This window comes from Acrocarpospora corrugata (assembly GCF_009687845.1).
In the GTDB taxonomy this organism is placed as follows: domain Bacteria; phylum Actinomycetota; class Actinomycetes; order Streptosporangiales; family Streptosporangiaceae; genus Acrocarpospora; species Acrocarpospora corrugata.
In genome coordinates this window covers 1-21,195 of record NZ_BLAD01000090.1, presented here as the reverse complement: position 1 = coordinate 21,195, position 21,195 = coordinate 1, and the positions used below count along the sequence as shown (strand labels likewise).

The window sequence follows — 21,195 nt, the reverse complement described above, 5'->3', positions numbered from 1 at the left end:
AACGTGCGCAGACACCCCGGCGAAGATCGCGCCCCGGGGGAATATTGGCTGGTGAACCCGTTGAAACATTCATCACTTTCACCGGCGCGGACACGGTGAATCTGATTACACAGAGCAATGTTTTGACTACATGGTGTTAGTGATCGCGCGGGGTGGGTGGTATTCGAGCCGTCACAGAGGAGAAGCTGGTCGTTACTGTGCGAACAGAGGGAGTGGGCGGGTGAAGCGGGTCGTCGGGGCGGTCGCAGGGGTGGCGGTGCTCTGCACCGGGCTGGTCGTGGGGCTCGGGCCGGAGGGGGCGTCGGCCCGGCCGCAGTCGATCGTCTGGCGGGCTTGCGGCACCGCGAGCAAGGCCGAGTGCGGGACCGTGCGGGTGCCGCTCGATCCGGCCTCGCCGTACGGGCAGCAGATCAACATCGCGGTGAATCGGATCAAGGGCACGGCCCTGCGGGATCACAACCATCTCGGGGTGCTGCTGGTGAACCCGGGCGGGCCCGGCGCGTCCGGGCTGAACCTGGCCGAGTTCATCGCGGCGAAGCTGCCGAAGGAGGTGTCCGCCCGGTTCGACGTGATCGGCTTCGACCCGCGCGGCGTCGGGGCCAGCGAGCCCGCGCTCACCTGCCTGGACGTGAAGCGCTACTACGCGGCGCCGCGCCCGGACAGCATCCCGCTCAACGCCGCAGAGGAGAGCGCGCTGCTCGGCCGGGCCCAGGAATACGCGGAGGGCTGCGCCCACCGCTGGGCCTGGTTCCTGCCGTATCTCACCACCGAGAACACCGCCCGCGACCTGGACGTGGTCCGTCAGGCCCTGGGCGAAGAGAAGATCAGCTACCTGGGCTACTCGTATGGCACCTACCTCGGCGCCGTCTACGCCAGCCTGTTCCCGCAGCGGATCCGGCGGCTGGTGCTGGACAGCGTGGTGGACCCGAAGGGCGTCTGGTATGACGCGAACCTCGCCCAGAACTACGCCTTCAACCGGCGGCACCGCGACTTCATGACGTGGATAGCGAGCAACCACTCCGTCTATCGGATCGGCGACACCCGCAAGGCCGTGGAATACGCCTGGTATGCCATGCGCGAGCGGCTGAGCGGCCGCCCGGCCGGCGGGATCGTCGGCCCGAGCGAGCTCGACGACATCTACACGGTCGGCGGCTACACCGACACCGTCTGGCCGCAGCTGGCCCAGGCCTTCTCCGACTACGTCCGCGCGGGCGACACGACCGGCCTGATCCAGGCCTACCACCAGCACGGAGAGAAGGACGCCGCCGACGAGAACGGCTACGCCGTGTATCTGGGCGTGCAGTGCCGGGACGCGGCCTGGCCCCGGAGCTGGGCCCGCTGGCACGCCGACGCGGCCCGGGTGCACGCCAAGGCGCCGTTCATGGCCTGGCCGAACACGATGTACAACGCGCCGTGCGCCTTCTGGGGCGAGCCGGGCGGCAAACCGGTCCAGGTGGGGGCCAAGGATCTGCCGCCGGTGCTGCTGGTGCAGGCGGAGAAGGACGCGGCGACGCCGTACAACGGGGCGCTGAGCCTGCGGGAGGCGTTCCCGACGGCGCGGCTGGTGGCCGAGCCCGGCGGGAACCACGGGGTCGCCTTCAACGGGAACGCGTGCGTGGACCGGCAGGTCATCACGTATCTGCGGGAGGGCACGCTGGCGCCGCAGCGGCGGGCCGGCCGGCAGGCCGATCTGAGCTGCCCGGCGCTGCCGGCGCCGCGCCCGATGGCCAAGATGGCGGACGGGAGCTCGGTCCGGCGCGGTTCGCTGGCCACCGTGCTGTACGGGAGTCCTGTGCCGAGTTGAGGGGATAACTCCCAGCTTCCGGGGTGACTACCAAAATCGAGGTCGTCGCGTAGGCTTGGGCCCGTGATGCTGCGCACTTCGGCGTCGCGCGTGCTGGACGACAACGATCGAGATGAGGTGCTGGGGCTCCTCGATTCCGATCCGGTCGCCAACGTCTTCGTCGCCTCACGGGTCAGAGCCGTCGGCCTCAACCCCGCCCGGCTCGGCGGTCAGATGTGGGGATACGGCCCGCGCGGCGGGCTGATTTCCCTGTGCTACGCGGGAGCCAACCTGGTCCCCGTCAACGCCGGTCGCGAGGCCGTGCACGCGTTCGCCGACCGTGCCCGCAAGCAGGGCCGCCGCTGCTCGTCCATCGTCGGCCCGTCGGCCGCGGTGGAACTGCTCTGGGAGCGCCTGGAACCCCACTGGGGGCGGGCGAGGGCGATCCGCTGGGCCCAGCCCGTGATGGCCACCTCCTCGGCCCCCCTGGTCGCCCCAGACCCCGAGGTGCGCCGGGTCAGGCCCGAAGAGTTCGGCACCCTGCTGCCCGCCTGCGTCGCCATGTTCACCGAGGAGGTCGGCGTCTCGCCCGACAACGGGGACGGCGGCGCGCTCTACCGCTCCCGCGTGGCGGAACTCATCCGGATCGGCCGCTCCTACGCCCACATCGAGGACGGCCAGGTCATCTTCAAGGCCGAGATCGGCGCGGTGACGCCGCAGGCCTGCCAGATCCAGGGCGTCTGGGTGGACCCGCTCTACCGGGGCCGCGGCCACGCCGCCGCCGGCATGGCCACCGTCGTCGAGCAGGCGCTCAAGTACTTCGCGCCGATCGTCACCCTGTACGTGAACGACTACAACCTCCCGGCCCGCGCCGCCTACAAGAAGGTCGGCTTCCGCGAGGTCGACACCTTCACCTCGGTGCTGTTCTGACTCACATCTTGGCGATGATCTCCTCGGCGAAGCGCTCCATGGTGGCGAGCTTGAGTTCGAGGCCGTCCCCGTGGAGAGCCTTCTCCTCGGGCGTGGCCAGCCACCAGGGCGCGGTGAACGTGCCGGTGACCCCCTTGTCGGCGAAACGGCGGTAGACCGAGGCGTCGGGCATGACGGCGAGCGGGGCGACGATCTCGATCGGGCCCCTGGACTCCTCCTTGAGGTAGCCGCTCAGGCGGCCGAGGACCTCGTCCAGCTGGGCTTCGGTGTAGATCCGGTTGCCGACCCAGCCGTCGCCCAGCCGGGCCGCGCGGCGCAGGGCCGCGTCGCTGTCGCCGCCGATGTAGACGGGGATCGGGGCGGCGGGGGTCGGGGCGATCGAGAGCGGGGCGAAGTCGTAGAACCGGCCGTGGTGTTCGACCCGGCCGCCGCCCCACAGATCGCGGAGCACCGGAATCATCTCGTCCAGGCGTTTCCCCCGAGTGTGGAAGTCCTGCCCGGTCTGGGCAAACTCCTCGGCGCACCAGCCGACGCCGACGCCGAAGGTGACCCGGTCGCCGGAGAGCACGGCGGCTGTGGAGACCTGTTTGGCGACGGTGAACAGGTCTCGGGCCGGGGCCACGTAGACGTTCGGGGCGAAGCGCAGGGTGGTGGTGACGGCCGACATGGCGCCGATGGTCACCCAGGGGTCGGGCCAGTGGGTCGTCTCGGTCCAGCGCATCCGGCCGTACGGGTACGGGGTGGCGAAGTCGGTGTAGAAGATGTGGTCGGAGAGGGTGAGGGTGTGGATCCCGCAGCGTTCTGACGCGCGGGCGAGCTCCAGGAACTCGCCCGTGTCCGTGAAGGACGCGCCCAGCCAGAATTCCATCAGTCCGCGAATTCCGGGATGACCTTGGTGGCGAACAGCTCCAGGTTCCGTTTGACCGTGTCGAGGGGGAGCACGCCCTGCTGACCCTGCATGAACAGGCCGAACCATTCCAGGTCGGGCATCCGGTCGAGTAGCCGCTGAATACCGCGCTTGACGTCGTCGGGCCCGCCGAGCAGGGCCATCTCGACCTCGTTCATCCGCTTGTAGTCGCCCTTTTCCGGAGAAATTGGCTTTTTGCGATCGTCCTCTTTCTGGCGGAGCACTTCCAGATAGCCGAACGGCCCGAAGAAGGCCGCGAAGTCCTTCGCCATGGCCTTGCCGTAGGTGGCGATGGCCTCCTCGCGGGTGTCGGCCATGCCGACGATCTTCAGGATGCCGGTGTGCTCGCCCAGCTTGTAGTCCCGCCCGCACTTGGCGGACTCCTCCTGGTAGAGCCGGGCCTTGGCGGCGTGCTCATCGGGGTTCGGGGTGAACATCCACGGCAGGATGTCCTCCTGCGCGGCCCGCAGCACCGACCGGTCGGAGATCGTGAACGGCTGCCAGAGCTCCGGATACGGATTCTGGTAGGGCCGCGGGCAGACCGACACCGCCTGGATCCTGCCGTCCGCGTCCAGCTCGCCGGGCGCGCCGAAGGTCTTGGTCCACTCCTGCGCGGGCCAGCCCTCGATCCCCTCGTACGGCGAGGGCACCTCGTAGTCGATGACGTCGGACTTGTAGCGGAGGGTCTCCTGCGTCCAGGCCATCTTCATGATGTGCAGGACCTCGCCGAACACGTCGAAGTTCCGGTTGTCGGCGGAGGAGCCGTCCGACCGGGCCGCCGACGCCTTCCAGCGCTGCCCGAGCACGTTCATCCACCGGTTCTGGTAACCCCGCGCCACCCCCAGCCGGAGGCGCCCCTTGCAGAACTGGTCGAGCAGCGCCACATCCTCGGCCGCCCGGATGGGATCCCAGGCCGGCAACACCAGGCCGAGCGGCGCGAGCAGGATGCGTTCGGTCCTGGCGGCCAGGTCGGTCAGGAACATCAGCGGGTTGACCGAGAACTCGAAGCCCTCGGAGTGGAAGTGGTGCTCGGTCATCATCAGCGCGTCGAACCCGAGCCGGTCCGCGTGCACCGCGATCTCGCGCACCTCGTCCAGCAGCCTCTGGTACGACTCGGTGTCCCGGCCGATCGGCCGCCGCGCCACCGCGTTCGCCTCCTGGCTGTACCCGGACCCCGGGATCTGCGGATTGAGCATGATCGAAAACTTCACCGCATGACCTCTTTCACCCATTTATTGACGACGAGCAGGAACTCCCCGGGCCGTTCCTCGTGCAGCCGGTGCCCGCTGCCCTCCCAGAGCACGGTCCGCGACCTCGGCTCCTTGAACAGGCCGCGCTCCCAGGCCGCTTTGGCCGGGTCGAACCAGAACCCGAGCACCGGGCACTCCCGCCGGGCCAGATACTCGTCCGACCGGGGCCGGACCCCGATCCCGTCCGGGCCGAACATGGCCGAGAACGCCTCGGCGAGCACGTGCGGCGGCGTGGCCAGGATCCGCCGCCGATGCCACTCCCGCAGCCACCCGGGCGAGGCGGGCGTGTACGTCCACTGATCCATCTGTACGGCGGTCGCGTGCGTGTCCCCGTCGCGGAGCGCCGCCATGAGCGCAGGGAAGCCGTCCGCCACGGGCCCGTCGAATCCGTACCCCGGATCGATGGTGACCAGCCCCGCGACCAGTTCCGGCCGTTCGACGGCGAGATGGGACACCACCTGGCCGCCCATCGAGTGCCCGACCGCGATCACCCGGGGCACCCCGAGGGCCGCGCAGAGCCGGGCGAGATCGTCCGCCATCCGCTGTGGGGTGTTCCCTGCTTCGGGGATCGAGGAGTGCCCGTGGCCGCGCAGATCCACCGCGATCACCCGATGCCGGGCGCGTAGTGCGGGGATATGGTGGATCCACTCGTGCGAGTCGGAGCCCCAGCCGTGCACGAGCAGCAGCGCACCGTCGCCTTCGCCGTCGTCGGTGTGGAATAGCCGCACGTCGCCGAGATCCGCGAACCCCACGAAGCCCTCCCGTCCTCTCGCGAGCAAGCTATCCTAGGAACCGGTAACCGAGCAATCGCTTGTTTAGGAGTCGATTTGCGGCTGGCCGTCACGACGTTCGCGACCGACCTCACCACGCCCATCCCCGAACTGGCCAGGGAAGTCGAGGCCCGGGGGTTCTCCGGGCTGTACCTCCCCGAGCACACCCATATCCCGGTCTCCCGCCGCACGCCCCCCGCCGCCGGACAGCAGACCCTCCCGGAGGACTACAGCCGCACCCTCGACCCGCTGGTCGCCCTCTCCTTCGCCGCCGCCGTCACCAGCAGGATCACCCTCGGCACCGGCATCCTGCTGGCCGCCCAGCGGGACCCCATCGTGACCGCCAAGGCGATCGCCACCCTGGACCACCTGTCCGGCGGCCGGGTCAGCCTCGGCGTCGGCTTCGGCTGGAACGTCGAGGAGATCGAGAACCACGGCGTGCCGTTCGCCGACCGCCGGGCAGTCGGCCGCGAGCACGTGCTGGCCATGCGGGCGCTCTGGGAGCGGGACGAGGCCGGCTTCGACGGCGCGCACGTCGCCTTCGAGCCGTCCTGGTCCTGGCCGAAGCCGGTCGGCCGGGTGCCGATCTACCTGGGCGGCGCGGCCGGCCCGGGACTCTTCGCCCAGATCGCCGAGTACGCCGACGGCTGGATGCCGTTCGGCGGCAAAGGCGTCGGCAAGGCCCTCCCCGCTCTGGCCGAGGCGTGTGCCGAGCGGGGACGGCCAATCGCCTCCGTGATCCCCTTCGGCTCCTACCCAGACCCGGGGAAACTGGAGTATTTCGCGAGCCTAGGCATCGAGGAGGTCATCCTGCACGTCCCGGCCGACCGCGACGTGCGGGCCACTCTCGACGACTACGCCCGATACCTGTGATCAGTTCCGGTCCGCGGTGCCCGCCGGGATCCACCACATCCGCCCGTCGGTCACCTCGTGGTAGACGTCCAGCAGGTCACTCCCGGTGACCTTGCTCCGGGACTCGGCCGCCGCCCAGGCGTACACCCCCCGGGCCATCGCCCCCGGCTCCTCCTGCACCCGCAGCGCGTACACCCTGGCCCGGATCTCGTGGATCTTGTGGTCGTCCGGCTCCGCCTGCACCGCCAGTTCGGCCAGTTGGCAGGCGAGCCGGAGATCGCCCTCCGCCGCGGCCACCACCGCCCGCCCGGCCACCGGGCCCGCTCCGGCCGACAGTTCGGCGATCGCGCGCGCGAACACCGCGTCCGGCGCGGGTTTCAGGTTGGCCGGGTTGCCATCGTGCCAGCCCCCGTGGAGCCGCCAGATATTCCGCACGATGAACTCGGGCTCGTCGTAGTACGGCTGCAGATAGGGCCGCTGCGACAGCTCCAGGGGTGGTTTGACGGTGTGCAGGATCTCGTCCAGGCGAGCGCCCGCGTTCATCAGGTCCAGCGTCTGCTCGACCAGACTGTCCAGGTAGTCGGCCGTGTCGACCAGGGCGCGCCGAACCCTGATCGACCCGGAGATGGGCAGCCCGTGGCCGGGGAGCAGCAGCTCCGCGTCCAGGGTGGCCATCGTCCGGAGCGCGACCGCCCACTCGTCCGGGTAGCGCTGCACCCGCTGCGGGTTCCCGGCGCTGGGCGTCACCCAGACGAACAGGTCACCGGTCAGCAGGATGCCGTGCTCGGGGACGAACGCCCAGGTGGCGTCATCGGTCTCGCCGCGCGCGTGGCGCAGCTCGAAGGTGACGTCGCCGAGCGAGAGGGTGAGCCGCTCCTGGTAGGTCAGGTCCGGTACGCGATACGTCGCCGGCCAGTGCATCTGGGCGAACCCGAACTGCCGTTGGTTGATCACCGAGTTGTACCCGGCGGTCCTGGCATATCGGGCGAACCTATTCGCCACGCCCTCGTGCGCGACGACGACCGGCCGTGACCCCTCCTCCTCGTCGAAACACTCCATTCCCCCCACATGGTCGAAGTGCCCGTGCGAGAAAATCGCGTACCGGACCGGCTCGTCCGACCAGGAACGTACGGCCCGGTGCATGGCCGGGGCGTCCACCGCGTTACCTGTGTCGAAAAGTGCTAGACCGGCTTCCCCCCGGATGGCGTACACGTTGCCGAACGCGGGCCACATGGCCACACCCTCGGCGACCTCCTGGGCGCCGCCGGCGCGTAAGTCGGCGAGCGGCACCTCGTAGGCCTGCACCGAGCCTCGCCACACCTTGTCGGCATACTCCAGGATCCCCATGCCGAGAATCCTGTCGCTCCGGCCCCCGCCGGGCCCAGTAGGGAGATCCCTAAAGCTCGGCCGCGCCTGTGTCTGGACTGAGGAACGCAGGTCGCGGAGCGGCCGGAGAGACGAGGGAAGACACAGGCTAAGGAGCGGCCGAGCTCGCCGTGCCGGAGGCGCGGCCAATGTCACAGCTCTCCGCGCTCGACCGCTAGCGCCAGTTCTACCCGGGATTTGAAGCCGGTTTTGGCGTAGACGCGGGTCAGGTAGACCTCGACGGTCTTGCGGCTGTAGTGGAGTTCGTCGGCGATCTGCGGGTTGCTCAGGCCGCCGGCGACCAGTTCGATCACGCGGCGTTCGGCCGGGGTCAGCGCGCCCGCCGGGGCCAGGCCCGCCTCGCGCATCAGCATGGCGGCGCGCTCTCGCCACGGGATCGCGCCGAGCGCGTTGAACGCGTTGTGGGCCCGGCTCAGCTGGGCGTGGTCGCCGATCGTGCCCAGCACCAGCCGGGCCCTGGCCTCCTCGAACGGCAGCCCGTCGGCGCGGGCCCGGTCCAGCGCGGCCCCGGCCCGGTCGGTGTCCTCGAAGGCCCAGCCCATGGCCAGGTCGGCGGCCATCCTGGCCCGCGGGGTGCCGGTCGCGCTCCGCTCGTCCAGCCGGGTGGCGGCCAGCTTCCCGCCTTCACGGTCCCGGGCCGCCGCGTGGATCAGCACCTGGACGGTCAGCGCCCGGTGCGCCACGTCGGCGATCCCGGTCGCCAGCGCCCGATCCACCCAGGCCCGCGCCGCCGCCCGGTCGCCCAGGCCGAGGGCGAGCCTGGCCCGGAAGGTGTGCCGCAGCCCGGTCTGGGTGGCGCAGTCCGGCGGCGGATCGTCCAGCACGGCGGCCGCCTCCTCGTACCGGCCCTGGTCCAGCAGGATGTCCAGTTCGATGTTGCGCAGCAGGCCGTGGTTCTCCAGCAGGCCGGCCTCGGCGAGCGGGCCCGCGCCCGCCCTGATGCCGGTGAGCGCGCGGTCCCACTCCCCGGCCAGCCGCCGCACCACCGCGGTCACCCGGACGTTCTGCCCGGCGATGTCGTGCCAGCCCAGGCCGCGGTGGATCTGCTCGGCCTGCTCCAGCAGGGCGGCAGAACGGGTCCGCAGCCCGCCGGTGCTCATCACGTGCGCGGCCGACTCCAGCGCGGCCAGCCTGGCCCCCGGCGGCAGCGCGGCGGCGAAGCCGAGCAGGTCGTCGACGGCGCGCTGCGCCTCCGCCCAGTCGCCGTCGATCAACGCGCGCAGGGCCAGGCAGCCCGCGGTGATGATCCGGTCCTCCGGCGGGCAGCCGGGCAGGCCGTCCCAGGCGCGGGCCACATGGTCGCCGAGCGGGCGGCCCAGTTCGGCCAGCAGCAGGGCGCGCTGGGCGACCAGCGCGGTCGGGTCGTCGGCGCGCGGGATCTGCTGGGCGGCGATGGTCAGGCCCACGTCGTACCAGCCCATCGCGTGCGCCGCGCCCACCACCGTGTACGCGGTCCTGGTGTGCCGGCGCCCCGGCGGCAGCACCGCCAGTGCGCGCTGCCCGGAGTTGAGGGCCAGCGCCGGGCGGGAGCCCTTCCAGTAGCACAGCGACTGGCGGGCCAGCAGGTCGCCGCGCCGCCCGGCCGCGTCGGGCACGCTGTCGGCCACCTCGGCGGCGCGGCCGTACCAGTGCGCGGCCGACAGCGGCGCGGTCCAGCGGGTCAGCTCGGCGGCGCGCAGCATCGCGGCCAGCGCGTCGGCGGGCGGGCCGCCCTCGGCCAGGTGGGTGGCCCACTCCAGCACCCGGCGCGCGCCGTTCAGGCCCTGCCGCTGCAGCAGCTCGGCGATGCGGGCGTGCAGGCGGCGGCGTTCGCCCGCGTTCAGGTCGTCGTAGAGAGCCTCGGCGACCAGCGGGTGGGCGAAGGCGTACCCGTCGCCGGTGTAGACCAGCACGCCGTCGCGGACCAGGCCGACCAGGGCGCGCTCGCCCGCGCGGGCGTCCAGACCGGCCACCTGGGCGACGGCCTCCAGGGTGCCGGGGGTGTCGATCGCGGTGGTGTCGCGGGTCCGGCCCAGCGTGGCCAGCACCCGGGCCAGGTCGCGGCCGGCCCGGTCGCGCTGGAAGACCCGGGACAGGATCGCGCCGCGCCGGGCGTCCGGGTCGGGGGAGCGGACCGCGCCGCCCTGGACCAGGGCCAGCACCGACTCCCGGACGAACCACGGGTTGCCGCCGCTCTCCCGGTGCACCCGGTCGATCATGTTGTCGCTGGGCGTGCGGTCCAGCAGCGAGGTGATCAGGGCGCTCACCTCCTGGCGGGTGAGCGGCTCCAGCCGGACGGTCTGGTCGACGTCGAGGGCGGGGACGTGCCTGGCCGTGCAGAGGATGGCCAGGCTGGGGGCGCTGCGGGGGAGCGCGGTCAGCAGGCGGAGGGTGTCGGCGTCGGCGTGGTGGATGTCGTCGATGGCCAGCAGGGTGCGGCCGGGCAGCGACTCCAGCAGCTGGGCGGCGAGCACGGCGGGGGCGGCCACCGGGTTGCCTGGGGCCTTCTTGGCGGGATGGCCGAGCGCGGCGCGGTCGATCGCGTCGTAGAGCTCCCACAGGCCGGTCTGGGAGCGTTTGTCGCGGCCGAGCGACTCGATCGCGTCCACCAGCGGCGCGTACGCCAGACCTTCGTCCAACTCGCGGGCCCGTCCGCGCAGCACGCGGAAACCCGTCGCCCTGGCGGTCACCTCGCCCAGGAGATGGGTCTTGCCGATGCCGGCCGCACCGACGATGAGGACCGTCTTCGGCGTGTCGCGGATGACCGACGCCAGCTCGTCGACGAGCCGGGCCCGGCTTCCGTTGACCCTGTCGACCTGACGTCACCCCCTTTCACGCGTGTCACAGAAGTGACGCCGCGATCCGGTTGAACGTTCACCCAGCGGGCCTAGGAATCGTAGATGGCCGAAGCGGCGGTGACCAGGGGGAAAAGCGAAGAGCTCCCGGGTTTCCGGGAGCTCTTCGACCGTATCTCGTTCGGTTTCCTTGGGTTCTCAGATCCGGCGACGCCGGCGGCGGGTGATCAGCAGGATGCCGCCGCCCAGGGAGAGCAGGAGCACGCCCGCGCCGAGGACCGGGAACATGACCGCGCCGGTGTACGGCAGCACCCGCCGGGCCAGGTCGCCCCAGTCGTGCGGAGGCTCCTCGATGACGTCCGGGTGGTCACAGTCGTGGTCGTCGTCGCAGGGATGGTGGATGTGGTGGTCGCGCGGGTGGTGCACGCACGGCCGGTCGCGACACCAGTCGCGGTCGATGTCTCCTCCGGGAGTTCGGTTGCCGGGCCAGCCCGTCTCAGTCTCGCCTTCGCCACGGTCGATCTCCGGCGCCGGCGCCGGGGGCGGGGTCACGACGATCGGCGGGACGGGCGGCGGGGTGGGCGTGGTCGGCGGGGTGGTCGGCGGGGTCGTGGGCGGGGTCGTCGGCGGCACGAAGGCCGGCGGCGTCGGTGACGGCGTCGGTGACGGCGAGGGGCTGGGGCTGGGCGGCGGGGCGATCCGCGGCGGCGGAGGCAGGATCAGGCCGGTCACATCCTCGGCGCGGGCGATCCGGCGGTCGGACGTGGTGGCGATCACCTCGTTCCTGATCAGATCGGTCTCACCGGTCTTCAGCACCCGGGCCACCACCGAGAACACCCGGCGCTCGCCGGACTTCAGCGGGAAGTCGGGCCACCTGATCTCGCGGTCGGCGTAGGAGCCGTCGGTGGGGGAGAGGGAGACGTACTCCAGCCGGTCGCCGAAGCGGTCCACCAGCGAGACCGAGGAGTGGTCCGTCTCGCCGGTGTTGCGGACGGTGATGGTGTAGGTCAGCACCTCGCCCGGCTTGGCGTCGGTGCGGTCGTCGCTCTTGCTCAGCGCCAGGCCGGTAGCCACCGTCACCAGCGTCTCGTCGATGGCCTGGTCGCTCAGCCCCGGCGCGGTCACGCTCGCCGAGTTACGCAGCACCTGGCCGGACTTGGCGTCGGACGGCACCTTGGCGGTCACCGTGAACACCTCTTCCGCGCCGGCCGCGAGTTCGAAGCCCGGCCAGGTGATCTGGCGGTGCCCCTGGTTCCAGGAGCCGCCCCGGTTCGCCGACTCGAACTCCAGCCCGTTGCCGGCCGAGTCGACCAGGTTGACCTGGGCGATCGGCAGGGTGCCCGGGTTGCCCACCGTGATCTTGTAGGTGAGCGTGTCGCCGCGGAGTGCCTCCTGCACGCCGTCGGTCTTGCGCACGTTCAACTGGGCCGCGCCGACGAAGCTCTCGTCGGTGGCCTCCGCGATGGTCCCGTCGTCGGTGGCGGTGGCCTTCGACTCGTACCGGTTGCCCGGAGCGGCCTGGTCGGGCACCCGGGCGACCACCCGGAAGACCCGCTGTGCGCCGCCGGCGAGTGCGAAGTCGGGCCACTTCGCGGTGGCGCCGCTGGCGGTGCCGCCGTCCGAGGCCGACACGACGGTCAGTCCGGCGCCGAGCTCAATCCCGGCTTCGATGGAGCCGGCTTCCTCGCCTCCTTCGTTGATGACGGTGACCGTGTAGTTCACTGTGGCGGAGGGGGCCACGTAGGTCCTGTTGTCGGTGACGCGCACCGTCAACTGCGCCTCCCGGGAGGCTGACGCCGGCATCACCAGGCCGACTGCCAGCCCTACGAGCAGGCACCCAAGCAATACCGGCAAAAATGAACGCCGACCCCTCCGAGTAATGATCATCTAGAAATCCCCCGATCTCGGTGCACACTCGCACGACTACGGAGCGTAACAACGGGTCGGACGTCTAGTCGAAGAGCCGTACCGGGCTGATACGAGAAGTTATTGCGCGATTCTTCGTGTCACGCGGGTCATGTAGGTGCGTATCGGATTAATAGCCGTGATTAATCGAAGACGATGACGCTGCGGGCGACAGTGCCCCGGCGGATATGGTCCACGGCCTCATTGATGCGCTCAAGCGGGAGGCGTTCGCTGATCAGGCCGTCCAGGTCGAGGCGGCCGAGCAGGTACTGGTCGACCAGCATCGGCAGGTCGCGGAGGGGGGCCGCGTCGCCGCCCTGGGTGCCCATGAGCCGGCGCGAGGCGAACAGCTGGCCGGGCTCGATGGTGATCGGCCGGCCCTGCGGGGGGCTGCCGACCATGACCGTGCCGCCGCCGGGCTGGGTGGCGGCGAAGGCGGCGGCCAGGACGCCGGGGACGCCGGTCACGTCGAACGCGTAGTCGACGCCGCCGCGCACGATCGAGCCGACCTGGGCGGCCAGGTCCTCGATCGAGGGAGCCGTCGGCGTGGCCTCGACGTCGATCTGCTCGGTCGTGGTGCCGATGAGCAGGGTGTGGGTGGCCCCGAAGTTCTCGGCCAGGCGGAGTTTGGCGGTGGCGATGTCGGCCGCGATGATCGTGGTCGCGCCGGCCAGGACCGCGCCCTGGATGACGTTCAGGCCGACGCCGCCGCAGCCGACGACCAGGACGGTGGAGCCGGGCTCGACCCTGGCGACGTTGAGCACCGCGCCGACGCCGGTGACGACGCCGCAGGCGAGCAGGCACAGCACGTCCATCGGCGCGTTCTTCGCGATCTTCACGCACATGGGTTCGTTCACGACGACGTATTCGGCGAAGGAGCCGATGCCGATGAACGTGCGCGTGGGAGTGCCGTTCACGGTGAGGCGGGTGCTGCCGTCGGGCCGGGTGCCCATGATGGCGGCCAGGCGGGCGGGGCCCGCGCAGAGGTGCGGATTGCCCCGGCCGCAGTTGCGGCAGCGGCCGCAGGGGCCGTTCATGGCGACGATCACGTGGTCGCCCGGCCTGACGGTGGTCACGCCGGGGCCGACGCTCTCCACCACGCCGGCGCTCTCGTGGCCGAGGACGTAGGGCGGCTGCCGTACCACGGGGCTCTTGCCGTCGATGGCCTTCAGGTCGGAGCCGCACACGCCGGAGGCGGCGATCTTGACGCGGACCTCGCCGGGGCCCGGCTCGGCGATCTCGACTTCGAGGATCTCCATGGGGGCCTTGAAGTCGGTCAGTACGGCAGCCCGCATCAGCATCCGGTGGTTCCCTCCGGGAGGCACCTGCTCTTGGGCGCACGGTAGCGAGCCGGCTTGATTTAAGCAAGCGGTTGCTTGGTGTCGTGCTAGTTTGGACGGGTGAATCTGGAGTTCACCCGAGCCGAGCAGGACTTCCGCGCCTACGTACGCGGCTGGCTGGCCGAACACGTCCCCGCGCGGCTGCCGTCCATGGACACCGCCGGCGGCTTCGCCGCCCACCGCGACTGGGAACGCCGCCTCGCCGGCGCCCGCCTCTCGGTCGTCTCCTGGCCGCACTGCTACGGCGGACGCGCCGCCAGCCTGATCGAATGGCTCATCTTCGAAGAGGAGTACTGGGCCGCGGGCGCGCCCGCCCGGCTCGGGCAGAACGGCATCTTCCTGCTCGCCCCCGCCCTCTTCGCGCATGGCACCACCGCCCAGCAGGACCGGTTCCTGCCCCGGATGGCGTGCGGCGACGACATCTGGGCGCAAGCCTGGTCAGAACCCGAGGCGGGCAGCGACCTCGCCTCCGTACGCGCCCGCGCCGAACGCGTCGACGGCGGCTGGCGGCTGCACGGCCAGAAAACCTGGAGCTCCCGAGCGAGCTACGCCGACTGGGCCTTCGGCCTGTTCCGCTCCGACCCCGCCGCCACCCGGCACCACGGCCTCACCTACTTCCTGTTCCCGCTCGACCAGGTCGACGTCCGCCCGATCGCCCAGCTCGACGGCAGGCACGGCTTCGCCGAACTCTTCCTCGACGGCGTCTTCGTCCCCGACGACCAGGTCCTCGGCGCCCCCGGCGAAGGCTGGCGGATCGCCATGGCCACCACCTCCTCGGAACGCGGCCTCACCCTGCGCAGCCCCGGCCGCTTCATGGCCACCGCCGACCGGCTGGTCCGGCTCGCCCGCACCCTCGACCCCGACCCCGTGCTCGCCGACGAGATCGCCCGCGCGTGGCTGGACGCGGAGGCCTACCGGCTGCACACCTACCACGCCGTCGCCGCCGGGGCCGACCTCGGGCCAGCTGCCAGCATGGGCAAGGTCTTCTGGTCCGAACTCGACGTCCGGATGCACACCCTGGCCCTGCGGTTACTGGGCGAACGCGGCCTGCTCGACGCCGCCGCCCCGGACGCGCCCGACAGCGGCGCGTGGCTGCACGGGTACCTGTTCTCCCTGGCCGGGCCCATCTACGCGGGCACCAACGAGATCCAGCGGACCATCATCGCCGAGCGGGTGCTCGGCCTACCGAGATGATCGGCCCCGATCTTCGGCAGCAACTGCCATGGCGTTCACCGAACTCCCGCCGTACATCTCGGAGCGTGAGGATGGACTTTGCGTTCACCGACGACCAGTTGGTTCTCGGGTCGACCGTCAGGCAGGTGCTGGCCGAGCACTGTCCGGCTCGGGCCGTACGGGAGGCGGGCCGGACCGGGGAGCGGCTCCCGGGATGGCCGCAGCTGGCGCGAATAGGGATGTTCGGCATGTTGGTCGCGGAACGTCATGACGGGCTGGGGCTGCGGCTCGCCGACACGATTCTCGCCTTCGAGGAAGCCGGGCGGGCCGCGCTGCCTGGGCCGGTGGTCGAGACGGCGGTGATCGCGCCCGGCCTGCTGCCGGATGACCTGCAGGACCGGCTGGTCAAGGGGTCGCTTCGGGTCTCCGTCCGGCTGGGAGACCAGGTTTACGCGCCCGACGCGGACTTGGCCGATCTGCTCATCGTCGAGCATGACGGTGCCATTCATGTGCTGTCGTCCGATGAGGTACGGCTTACGCCGCAGCCTGGGGTGGATCCGGTGCGCCGGCTGTTCAGCGTGGCCGCGAAAGCGTCGCGGGGGGATTCTTCGCGGGGGGATGGGGTGCGGTCGCGGGCGCAAGCCGTACCCGTCCTGAGAGCCGCCACCGTCGCGGTCGCCGCGCAGCTCATCGGCCTGGCCCGGCACCTGCTGGAAGCCTCGGTCGCCCATGCGAAGACCCGCACCCAGTTCGGTGCGCCCATCGGCTCCTTCCAAGCCGTCAAACACCAACTGGCCGACGTGGCTATCGCCATCGACTTCGCCGCCCCTCACGTCTACGCGGCCGCCGTCGCCATCTCCGACGGCCAGGGCGAAACCGACAACCTCCGCGCCGCCAAGGCCGCAGGCGAAGCCGATATTCTCCGCGCCGTCAGCGCCGCCAAGGCCGCTGCGGGCGAAGCCGCCGCTCTGGCGGCCCGAGCCGCTCTCCAGGTGCACGGTGCGATCGGCTACACCGAGGAACTCGACCTTCGCCTCTGGCTTGCCCGCGTCTGGTCGCTCACCTCCGCTTACGGCGACACCGCCCTGCATCGAGCCCGCCTGCGCGCCGCGATTCTCGGCGACCCGGAACTCCGTCGGCATCCCTGATGAAGTTCGGTGTTCCCCTTGGACTGCTGCACCCCGCGGCCTGGCCGGATGTCGCGGTCGCGGCTGACGAGCTGGGGTTCGAGTCGCTCTGGCTGCCTGAGCACCTTGTGTTCGCCACGGACCTGTCGCTGGCGGTTTATCCCGGCACCGAGAAGCCGGGTATTTCGCCTACGACGCCGCTGTTCGACGCTCCCGCTTATTTATGTTGGCTCGCCGGGCTCACCCGCCGGATTCGTCTCGGCACCGCCGTGCACCTGTTCGCCCTGCGGCATCCATTCGTGTCCGCTCGCGCCTTCGCCACTTTGGATGTCGTTTCCGGCGGTCGCGCGATCTGCGGTGTCGGCGCGGGCTGGTACGAGGGCGAGTGGCTGGCCGCCGGCCTTGACTTCGCCACCCGCGGCCCCCGCCTCGACGAATCCATCGACATCGCCCGCCGCCTCTGGACGGAACCGGTCATCGCCCACTCAGGCCGCTTCTACGACTTCCCCGAAGTCGCCTTCGAACCCAAACCCATCCAGGCCCGGCTTCCGATCCTGGCCGGCGGCGAATCCCCCGCCGCCCTCCGGCGCGCCGCCCAACGCTGCGACGGCTGGATCAGCATGCCGCACTCCCTCGCCACGATTCGTCCCCATCTGGCTCGCCTCACCGATCTCCCGCCAGACTTCTCCATCACCGTCCACGCCTATTCGCTGACGACCCCGGAAGAAATCCCCTCCTGGACCACTCTTGGCGTAGACCGCATGATCGTCCGCCCGTGGAAAGGCACCCGTGACGCGTTGACCGCGCTGAGCAAATTCGCGGCGGACTACGGCGTACATTCCTGAACCCGGGCGCTCACGACTCGGCTGCGTTTACGGGCGGTACGCCAGCCGCGGGCCCAGATGATGGTCCGCTGGATCTCGTTGGTGCCCGCGTAGAGCAGAACGCGCTCTCGGCAGGTCAGGCATGTGACGTTTCTCACCGCGTCGGCGCCAAGAAGGCGCGGCCCATTCTGTTGGTGTCTTAGCCCTGCCGGTGGCGGCCGCGGGGTGGGTTGTCGTTGGGGGTGTGTTCGGACCAGGTGGTTTTGACGGCGTCGGCCAGGGAGCCGGTTCGGTAGATGTCGGACGCTTCTGGCTTGCGGCGTTTGCCGTGGTAGGCGGGCTCAGCTGGGGCGGTGGGGTCGGATGGGGCTGGCCAGACTGGGTCCGAGTAGAGGTGGTAGGAGCGCGGGATGGGCTCGTCGGAGGGGGGAGTGGAGGCGGGGTCGAACCAACTGGGCTTGTCGGCGGCGATGGTGTTGGTGTGGGTTCTGGAGGTTGTTGGCGTGGAGCGGCGCTGCCGGGAGGGCGTCCCAGCGGCGGGGCGGAAGGTGCGACGGGTCTTCGCGTAGGTGAGGGCGAGGACGACGAGGAGGAATGGGGTGATCAGGGTTTGGGCGTCGAGTGTCCCGATGCCGGCGGCCGGGAGTTGCTGTCCGGCGGAGACGGGGGAGGCGACCAGGTGGGTGGAGACCGTCTCGGGGCGATGATGGGGGGATTTCGGCGGGCTGGCGGCGGTCTTAGCGGTGGCACTGCCGGTGCCGGTGAGTGTCTCCCTGCCCGTCCCCGTGCCTGTGGCGGTGCCAGCGCCTGTCTCCCTGCCGGTGCCGGTGCCGGTGCCGGTGCCGGTGCCGGTGCCGGTGCTTGTGGCGGTGCCAGTGCTCGTGTCCCTGCCCGTGCTCGCGCGTATGCCCGTGCCTGTGGTGGTGCCCGTCCCCTTCCCCTTCCCCGTGCCCGTGGCGGTGGGGTTGGTGGTTTTGGCGGTGGCGGTTGTCTGGGTCGTTTTTTCGGGTGAGTTGGTAAGGGGGTTCTCGGTTGTCAGCTTCTTGAGGGTTGTTGAGGCGGGGGCGGGGGGCTTGGGGTGTCTGGGTGTCTGGGTTGTTGGGTGTGAGGTGATTCGGGCGAGTGCGGAAGGGGGGAGTTCGCGGGTGGGTTGGGGGACAGGCTGGGGTGTGGTGGTCGGGGCTATCGAGGTGAGGTTGTCTGTGGTGGTTTCGGGGGCGGGCTCTGGTTTGGCTTGGGTGGGTTGGAGGCGTTCTCGGATTTCGTCGGGGTAGCCGAAGCCGACGACGTAGCTCTGGTCGCGGGATTTCTCGCGGACGCGGCTGCCGCCGACGTTGCCTTCGATGGCGGTGAACTTCTTGCCGTCCACGGCGGTTACCAGGCCGATGTGGTCGATGCCGTCGATGCTGCCGGAACCGTTCCAGTCGTAGAAGACCACGGCGCCCGGCTTGGCTTTGTTGCCCCAGGCGCCCTTTTCGCGGAACCAGCGGGCGTGGCCGACGGTCCAGGCGAACTGGCCGAACCACTGCTCGTAGCCGAGCTTGTGCGCGCCCCACGACAGGAACATGTCGCACCATGCCTGGGTGGAGTAGTCAGCGTCCTGTTCGACGTTGTTGTACCACTTGCCGAACTTCGTGTGCCCGTTCGATCGCTCGGTGTAGCCGATCTCCTGGCGCAGGAGCTCGATGAGTTTTGCCATTTCGGGGCTCATGAGAGTGGAGGGCCTCCCGTTCCCTTCGGGGACGTACGTCACGAAGGAGGAATCCTTCGCAAAAGGGATGTTCAATGACATCTATGCATAGAGTCAACGTACTTTACCCAAACATGAACAAACCGGTCGAAAAGCTAGAACATGTTCTAGAATGGGCGCATGACCACAGATCTTGCCGCCGCGCATGATGAGGAAGCCCAGCTCAGCGCCCTGGAGGTGCTCGCGCAGCAGGCTCGGGAACTGGTCGACGCCGTCGTCCTCACCGACGTGGACGTCGCCGAACTGGCGGCCGTCACCGGCGAACTCGCCGCGCTGACCGAACGGCTACGCGCGGTACGGCGGGAGACTCCGCTTCCGCATGAGTTCGCACCTGATGGGACTTTCCGGCATCTGGGCAACGCGGTCACGGGGGCGTGCAATCCGCACGCTCTGCCGCTCCGGCCCGAGCGGCCCCCGACCGGAGGGACGCGTGCCGAACTGACCTTCCGTCCGACGCACGAAGGCCCGCCGGGAACCGTGCACGGCGGGGTTACCGCGATGATCCTCGATCATGTCCTGGGTGACGCGGTCGCGGCCTCAGGGCGTCCGGGCATGACGGGGACGCTGACTATTCGGTATCGCGGGCGCATCCCCTACAGCGAGCCGGTCGTCGCCACCGGGATGGTCACGCGCGTGGAGGGCCGCAAGACCTGGGCCGACGCCGTCATCGCCGACCGTGAGGGCACGCCACTGGTCGAAGCCACCGGGCTGTTCATCACGCCCAGAGGCTGGCTGGATCCCGCCAATATCCGCCCTCAGTAACCTGCGCCGGTGAGCAGGCCGCCGTCGACGAGCATTTCCGTTCCCGTGCAGTACGAGGCGCGGTCGGACGCCAGAAAGGCGACCACGTGCGATACCTCGATCGGCTTGGCGAAACGCTTGATGACCATGGAGCGCATGAAAGCCTCTCCGTCCACCTCGGCCATCATCTCCGGGTCGAGGACCATCGCTGTGTTGATCGCGCCGGGGTGCACGGAATTGACGCGGATCTTGAATTGGGCGAGTTCACGGGCCGCTGCCTTGGTGAGGCCGCGTACGCCGAACTTGGAGGCCGCGTAGGCCGCCATGCCTTCGGCGGCCATGAAACCCTCGATCGATGAGATGTTCACGATCGAACCGCGCCCGGCGGCCTTCATCGGGTCGATCACGGCTTTGATGCCGAGGAACGTGCCCTTCAGATTGACGTCCAGCACCCGCTGATAATCGTCCACGGACATGTCGGCGATCCGGCGGTACTTGAGAATCCCGGCGTTGTTCACCAGCACGTCGAGCTTGCCGAACGTGTCCACCGCTACGGCGACCGCCCGGTTCCAATCATCTTCCTGCGTGACGTCGTGATGCGTGAAGACGGCTCCGGTCTCGGTCGCCAAGGCCTTGCCCTCGTCGTCGAGTACGTCGCCGAACACCACCTGGGCGCCTTCCTCCAGGAACAGGCGCACATGCGACGCACCCATTCCGCGTGCGCCTCCGGTGACCAGTGCGACTTTCCCGTCAAGCAAGCCCATGACTACCTCCAGAACGCCGTCCGGCGGCCACCGCCACCGCAGCCGACTCCATCGAACGGTAAACGGGAATTCCCGCTGGACCGACAATCGCCCGCACCTCGTCCTCGACGCCGGCCGGTGCGCACTCCGCATTGCGTGTGACCAAGGTGATCCTGGTCGCGCTGAGCTCTCCCTGCGTCGCGGCCACCGCCCGCGCGTACGCGTAGAGCGGCTCGGCCTCAGTCCCATACGTGAAGAAACTCTGCACATTCACATGCGCGACCACATCCGCATACGCCTGCACCCCGACAATGGCCGAAATAACGTCACGCACCAGCTCCGGCCTCCCCACCGGCCCAACCGGAATCTCCAACGGATTCGCCGAAGAACTCCCAACCTCCAGCCCCAGCCCTTTCAACATTTCCGCCGGCACAGCCAAAGACTCCAACTCCACCCCCACCCGATCGAACACATCAGCCGCAAGCACACTCGCCCCACCACTAGGCCCGACCACCAACACACCCCCACTCCCAACCGCCTTCCTCCCATGCGCCTGATAAAAAGCAAGCACCCCAATCAAATCATCCTGACTCTCAACAAGCCCCACCCCCGTCTGTACTGCTAACGCCTCCCAAACCCGTCCATCACTAATCATCCCCCCAGTATGCGAAGCCGCGGCCTGCCGCCCCTGCACACTCCGTCCCCCCACCAGCAAAACCACCGGCACCCGAACTTCCCTTAACACAGAGAACAACTCAGCATCCGCCTTCTCCAAGTAAACCCCCACCACCTCCGTCTCCCCATCCTCAGCCATGTACCGCAACAACTCAGCAGCCGTCACATCAATAGAATTCCCCACCGTAACCACCTTACTGAACCGCAACCCGCGCCTCTCCCCAACCCGAATGACCTCTCCCGCCAACCCCCCACTCTGCGAAAT

General features: G+C 69.8%; 16 protein-coding genes and 2 pseudogenes. 7 read left to right on the top strand and 11 right to left on the bottom strand.

What is annotated here, in order from left to right:
• Positions 1–220 precede the first annotated feature (220 nt).
• Both Acor_RS34640 and Acor_RS34635 read left to right on the top strand, forming a co-directional pair.
• Positions 221–1,804, top strand: coding sequence for an alpha/beta hydrolase (locus Acor_RS34640; protein WP_155340996.1), 1,584 nt, complete (start codon positions 221–223; stop codon positions 1,802–1,804).
• A 66-nt stretch (positions 1,805–1,870) separates the two neighbouring features.
• The gene (locus Acor_RS34635; RefSeq protein ID WP_155341026.1) at positions 1,871–2,713 is read left to right on the top strand and encodes a GNAT family N-acetyltransferase; all 843 of its coding nucleotides are present in this window, start codon (positions 1,871–1,873) and stop codon (positions 2,711–2,713) included.
• Position 2,714: 1 nt separating this feature from the next.
• Here Acor_RS34635 and Acor_RS34630 read toward each other — a convergent pair whose 3' ends face one another.
• The 3 genes from Acor_RS34630 to Acor_RS34620 are packed head-to-tail and all read right to left on the bottom strand — an operon-like array spanning position 2,715 to position 5,622.
• Complete coding sequence (locus tag Acor_RS34630; protein WP_155340995.1) at positions 2,715–3,581, bottom strand: TIGR03619 family F420-dependent LLM class oxidoreductase; 867 nt, start codon at positions 3,579–3,581, stop codon at positions 2,715–2,717.
• Positions 3,581–4,831, bottom strand: a complete 1,251-nt coding sequence (locus Acor_RS34625; protein WP_155340994.1) for an LLM class flavin-dependent oxidoreductase — start codon at positions 4,829–4,831, stop codon at positions 3,581–3,583. The genes Acor_RS34630 and Acor_RS34625 overlap by 1 nt, the downstream gene beginning before the upstream one ends.
• Positions 4,828–5,622, bottom strand: a complete 795-nt coding sequence (locus tag Acor_RS34620) for an alpha/beta fold hydrolase (RefSeq protein WP_155340993.1) — start codon at positions 5,620–5,622, stop codon at positions 4,828–4,830. The genes Acor_RS34625 and Acor_RS34620 overlap by 4 nt, the downstream gene beginning before the upstream one ends.
• A 75-nt stretch (positions 5,623–5,697) precedes the next feature.
• On the opposite strand from Acor_RS34620, the gene Acor_RS34615 reads away from it, so the two are divergent.
• Complete coding sequence (locus tag Acor_RS34615) at positions 5,698–6,513, top strand: LLM class F420-dependent oxidoreductase (protein ID WP_155340992.1); 816 nt, start codon at positions 5,698–5,700, stop codon at positions 6,511–6,513.
• Here the strand turns inward: Acor_RS34615 and Acor_RS34610 are convergent, their stop codons facing one another.
• The 5 genes and pseudogenes from Acor_RS34610 to Acor_RS34595 form a co-directional block, all read right to left on the bottom strand.
• On the bottom strand, positions 6,514–7,839 hold the full coding sequence (locus Acor_RS34610; RefSeq protein WP_155340991.1) for an alkyl sulfatase dimerization domain-containing protein: 1,326 nt from the start codon (positions 7,837–7,839) through the stop codon (positions 6,514–6,516).
• A 170-nt stretch (positions 7,840–8,009) separates the two neighbouring features.
• A complete protein-coding gene (locus Acor_RS45000) occupies positions 8,010–8,225 on the bottom strand; it encodes a response regulator transcription factor (protein WP_246239534.1) in 216 nt (71 codons plus the stop codon).
• 1,995 nt (positions 8,226–10,220) lie between these two features.
• Positions 10,221–10,637, bottom strand: a pseudogene (locus Acor_RS44990) (ATP-binding protein); the annotation flags it as partial.
• A 213-nt stretch (positions 10,638–10,850) separates the two neighbouring features.
• Entirely contained in the window at positions 10,851–12,419 is a 1,569-nt protein-coding gene (locus tag Acor_RS34600) for a DUF11 domain-containing protein (RefSeq protein WP_246239532.1), read from the bottom strand.
• 281 nt (positions 12,420–12,700) lie between these two features.
• Positions 12,701–13,858 carry an alcohol dehydrogenase catalytic domain-containing protein gene (locus tag Acor_RS34595; RefSeq protein WP_155340988.1) on the bottom strand — a complete coding sequence of 386 codons (1,158 nt, stop codon included), beginning with the start codon at positions 13,856–13,858 and terminating at the stop codon, positions 12,701–12,703.
• Between the two features lie 99 nt (positions 13,859–13,957).
• Between Acor_RS34595 and Acor_RS34590 the strand changes: the two genes are divergently transcribed.
• From Acor_RS34590 to Acor_RS34580, 3 genes are all read left to right on the top strand, one after another.
• Entirely contained in the window at positions 13,958–15,091 is a 1,134-nt protein-coding gene (locus Acor_RS34590; protein WP_155340987.1) for an acyl-CoA dehydrogenase family protein, read from the top strand.
• Positions 15,092–15,162: 71 nt separating this feature from the next.
• Positions 15,163–16,218: an acyl-CoA dehydrogenase family protein gene (locus Acor_RS34585; protein WP_170317227.1), complete on the top strand. Its 1,056-nt coding sequence runs from the start codon at positions 15,163–15,165 to the stop codon at positions 16,216–16,218.
• Complete coding sequence (locus tag Acor_RS34580) at positions 16,218–17,042, top strand: TIGR03619 family F420-dependent LLM class oxidoreductase (protein WP_155340985.1); 825 nt, start codon at positions 16,218–16,220, stop codon at positions 17,040–17,042. Before Acor_RS34585 ends, Acor_RS34580 begins: the two co-directional genes overlap by 1 nt.
• A gap of 178 nt (positions 17,043–17,220) precedes the next feature.
• Here the strand turns inward: Acor_RS34580 and Acor_RS34575 are convergent, their stop codons facing one another.
• Complete coding sequence (locus Acor_RS34575) at positions 17,221–18,720, bottom strand: CHAP domain-containing protein (protein WP_170317226.1); 1,500 nt, start codon at positions 18,718–18,720, stop codon at positions 17,221–17,223.
• A gap of 171 nt (positions 18,721–18,891) precedes the next feature.
• Between Acor_RS34575 and Acor_RS34570 the strand changes: the two genes are divergently transcribed.
• Positions 18,892–19,533 carry a PaaI family thioesterase gene (locus Acor_RS34570; RefSeq protein WP_155340983.1) on the top strand — a complete coding sequence of 214 codons (642 nt, stop codon included), beginning with the start codon at positions 18,892–18,894 and terminating at the stop codon, positions 19,531–19,533.
• Here Acor_RS34570 and Acor_RS34565 read toward each other — a convergent pair.
• Together Acor_RS34565 and Acor_RS34560 are read right to left on the bottom strand one after the other, a co-directional pair.
• The gene (locus Acor_RS34565; protein WP_155340982.1) at positions 19,527–20,276 is read right to left on the bottom strand and encodes a glucose 1-dehydrogenase; all 750 of its coding nucleotides are present in this window, start codon (positions 20,274–20,276) and stop codon (positions 19,527–19,529) included. The genes Acor_RS34570 and Acor_RS34565 overlap by 7 nt on opposite strands.
• Positions 20,263–21,195: pseudogene (locus Acor_RS34560) on the bottom strand (acetate--CoA ligase family protein); the annotation flags it as partial. The gene Acor_RS34565 and the pseudogene Acor_RS34560, both read right to left, overlap by 14 nt.

What these genes read in the sequence shown, in the direction of transcription:
- Acor_RS34570 (WP_155340983.1), top strand. Translation starts at nt 18,892, where the DNA reads ATGACCACAGATCTTGCCGCCGCGCATGATGAGGAAGCCCAGCTCAGC.
- Acor_RS45000 (WP_246239534.1), bottom strand. Translation starts at nt 8,225, where the DNA reads ATGCGCGAGGCGGGCCTGGCCCCGGCGGGCGCGCTGACCCCGGCCGAA.
- Acor_RS34580 (WP_155340985.1), top strand. Translation starts at nt 16,218, where the DNA reads ATGAAGTTCGGTGTTCCCCTTGGACTGCTGCACCCCGCGGCCTGGCCG.
- Acor_RS34585 (WP_170317227.1), top strand. Translation starts at nt 15,163, where the DNA reads ATGGACTTTGCGTTCACCGACGACCAGTTGGTTCTCGGGTCGACCGTC.
- Acor_RS34630 (WP_155340995.1), bottom strand. Translation starts at nt 3,581, where the DNA reads ATGGAATTCTGGCTGGGCGCGTCCTTCACGGACACGGGCGAGTTCCTG.
- Acor_RS34610 (WP_155340991.1), bottom strand. Translation starts at nt 7,839, where the DNA reads ATGGGGATCCTGGAGTATGCCGACAAGGTGTGGCGAGGCTCGGTGCAG.
- Acor_RS34575 (WP_170317226.1), bottom strand. Translation starts at nt 18,720, where the DNA reads ATGGCAAAACTCATCGAGCTCCTGCGCCAGGAGATCGGCTACACCGAG.
- Acor_RS34635 (WP_155341026.1), top strand. Translation starts at nt 1,871, where the DNA reads ATGCTGCGCACTTCGGCGTCGCGCGTGCTGGACGACAACGATCGAGAT.
- Acor_RS34595 (WP_155340988.1), bottom strand. Translation starts at nt 13,858, where the DNA reads ATGCTGATGCGGGCTGCCGTACTGACCGACTTCAAGGCCCCCATGGAG.
- Acor_RS34565 (WP_155340982.1), bottom strand. Translation starts at nt 20,276, where the DNA reads ATGGGCTTGCTTGACGGGAAAGTCGCACTGGTCACCGGAGGCGCACGC.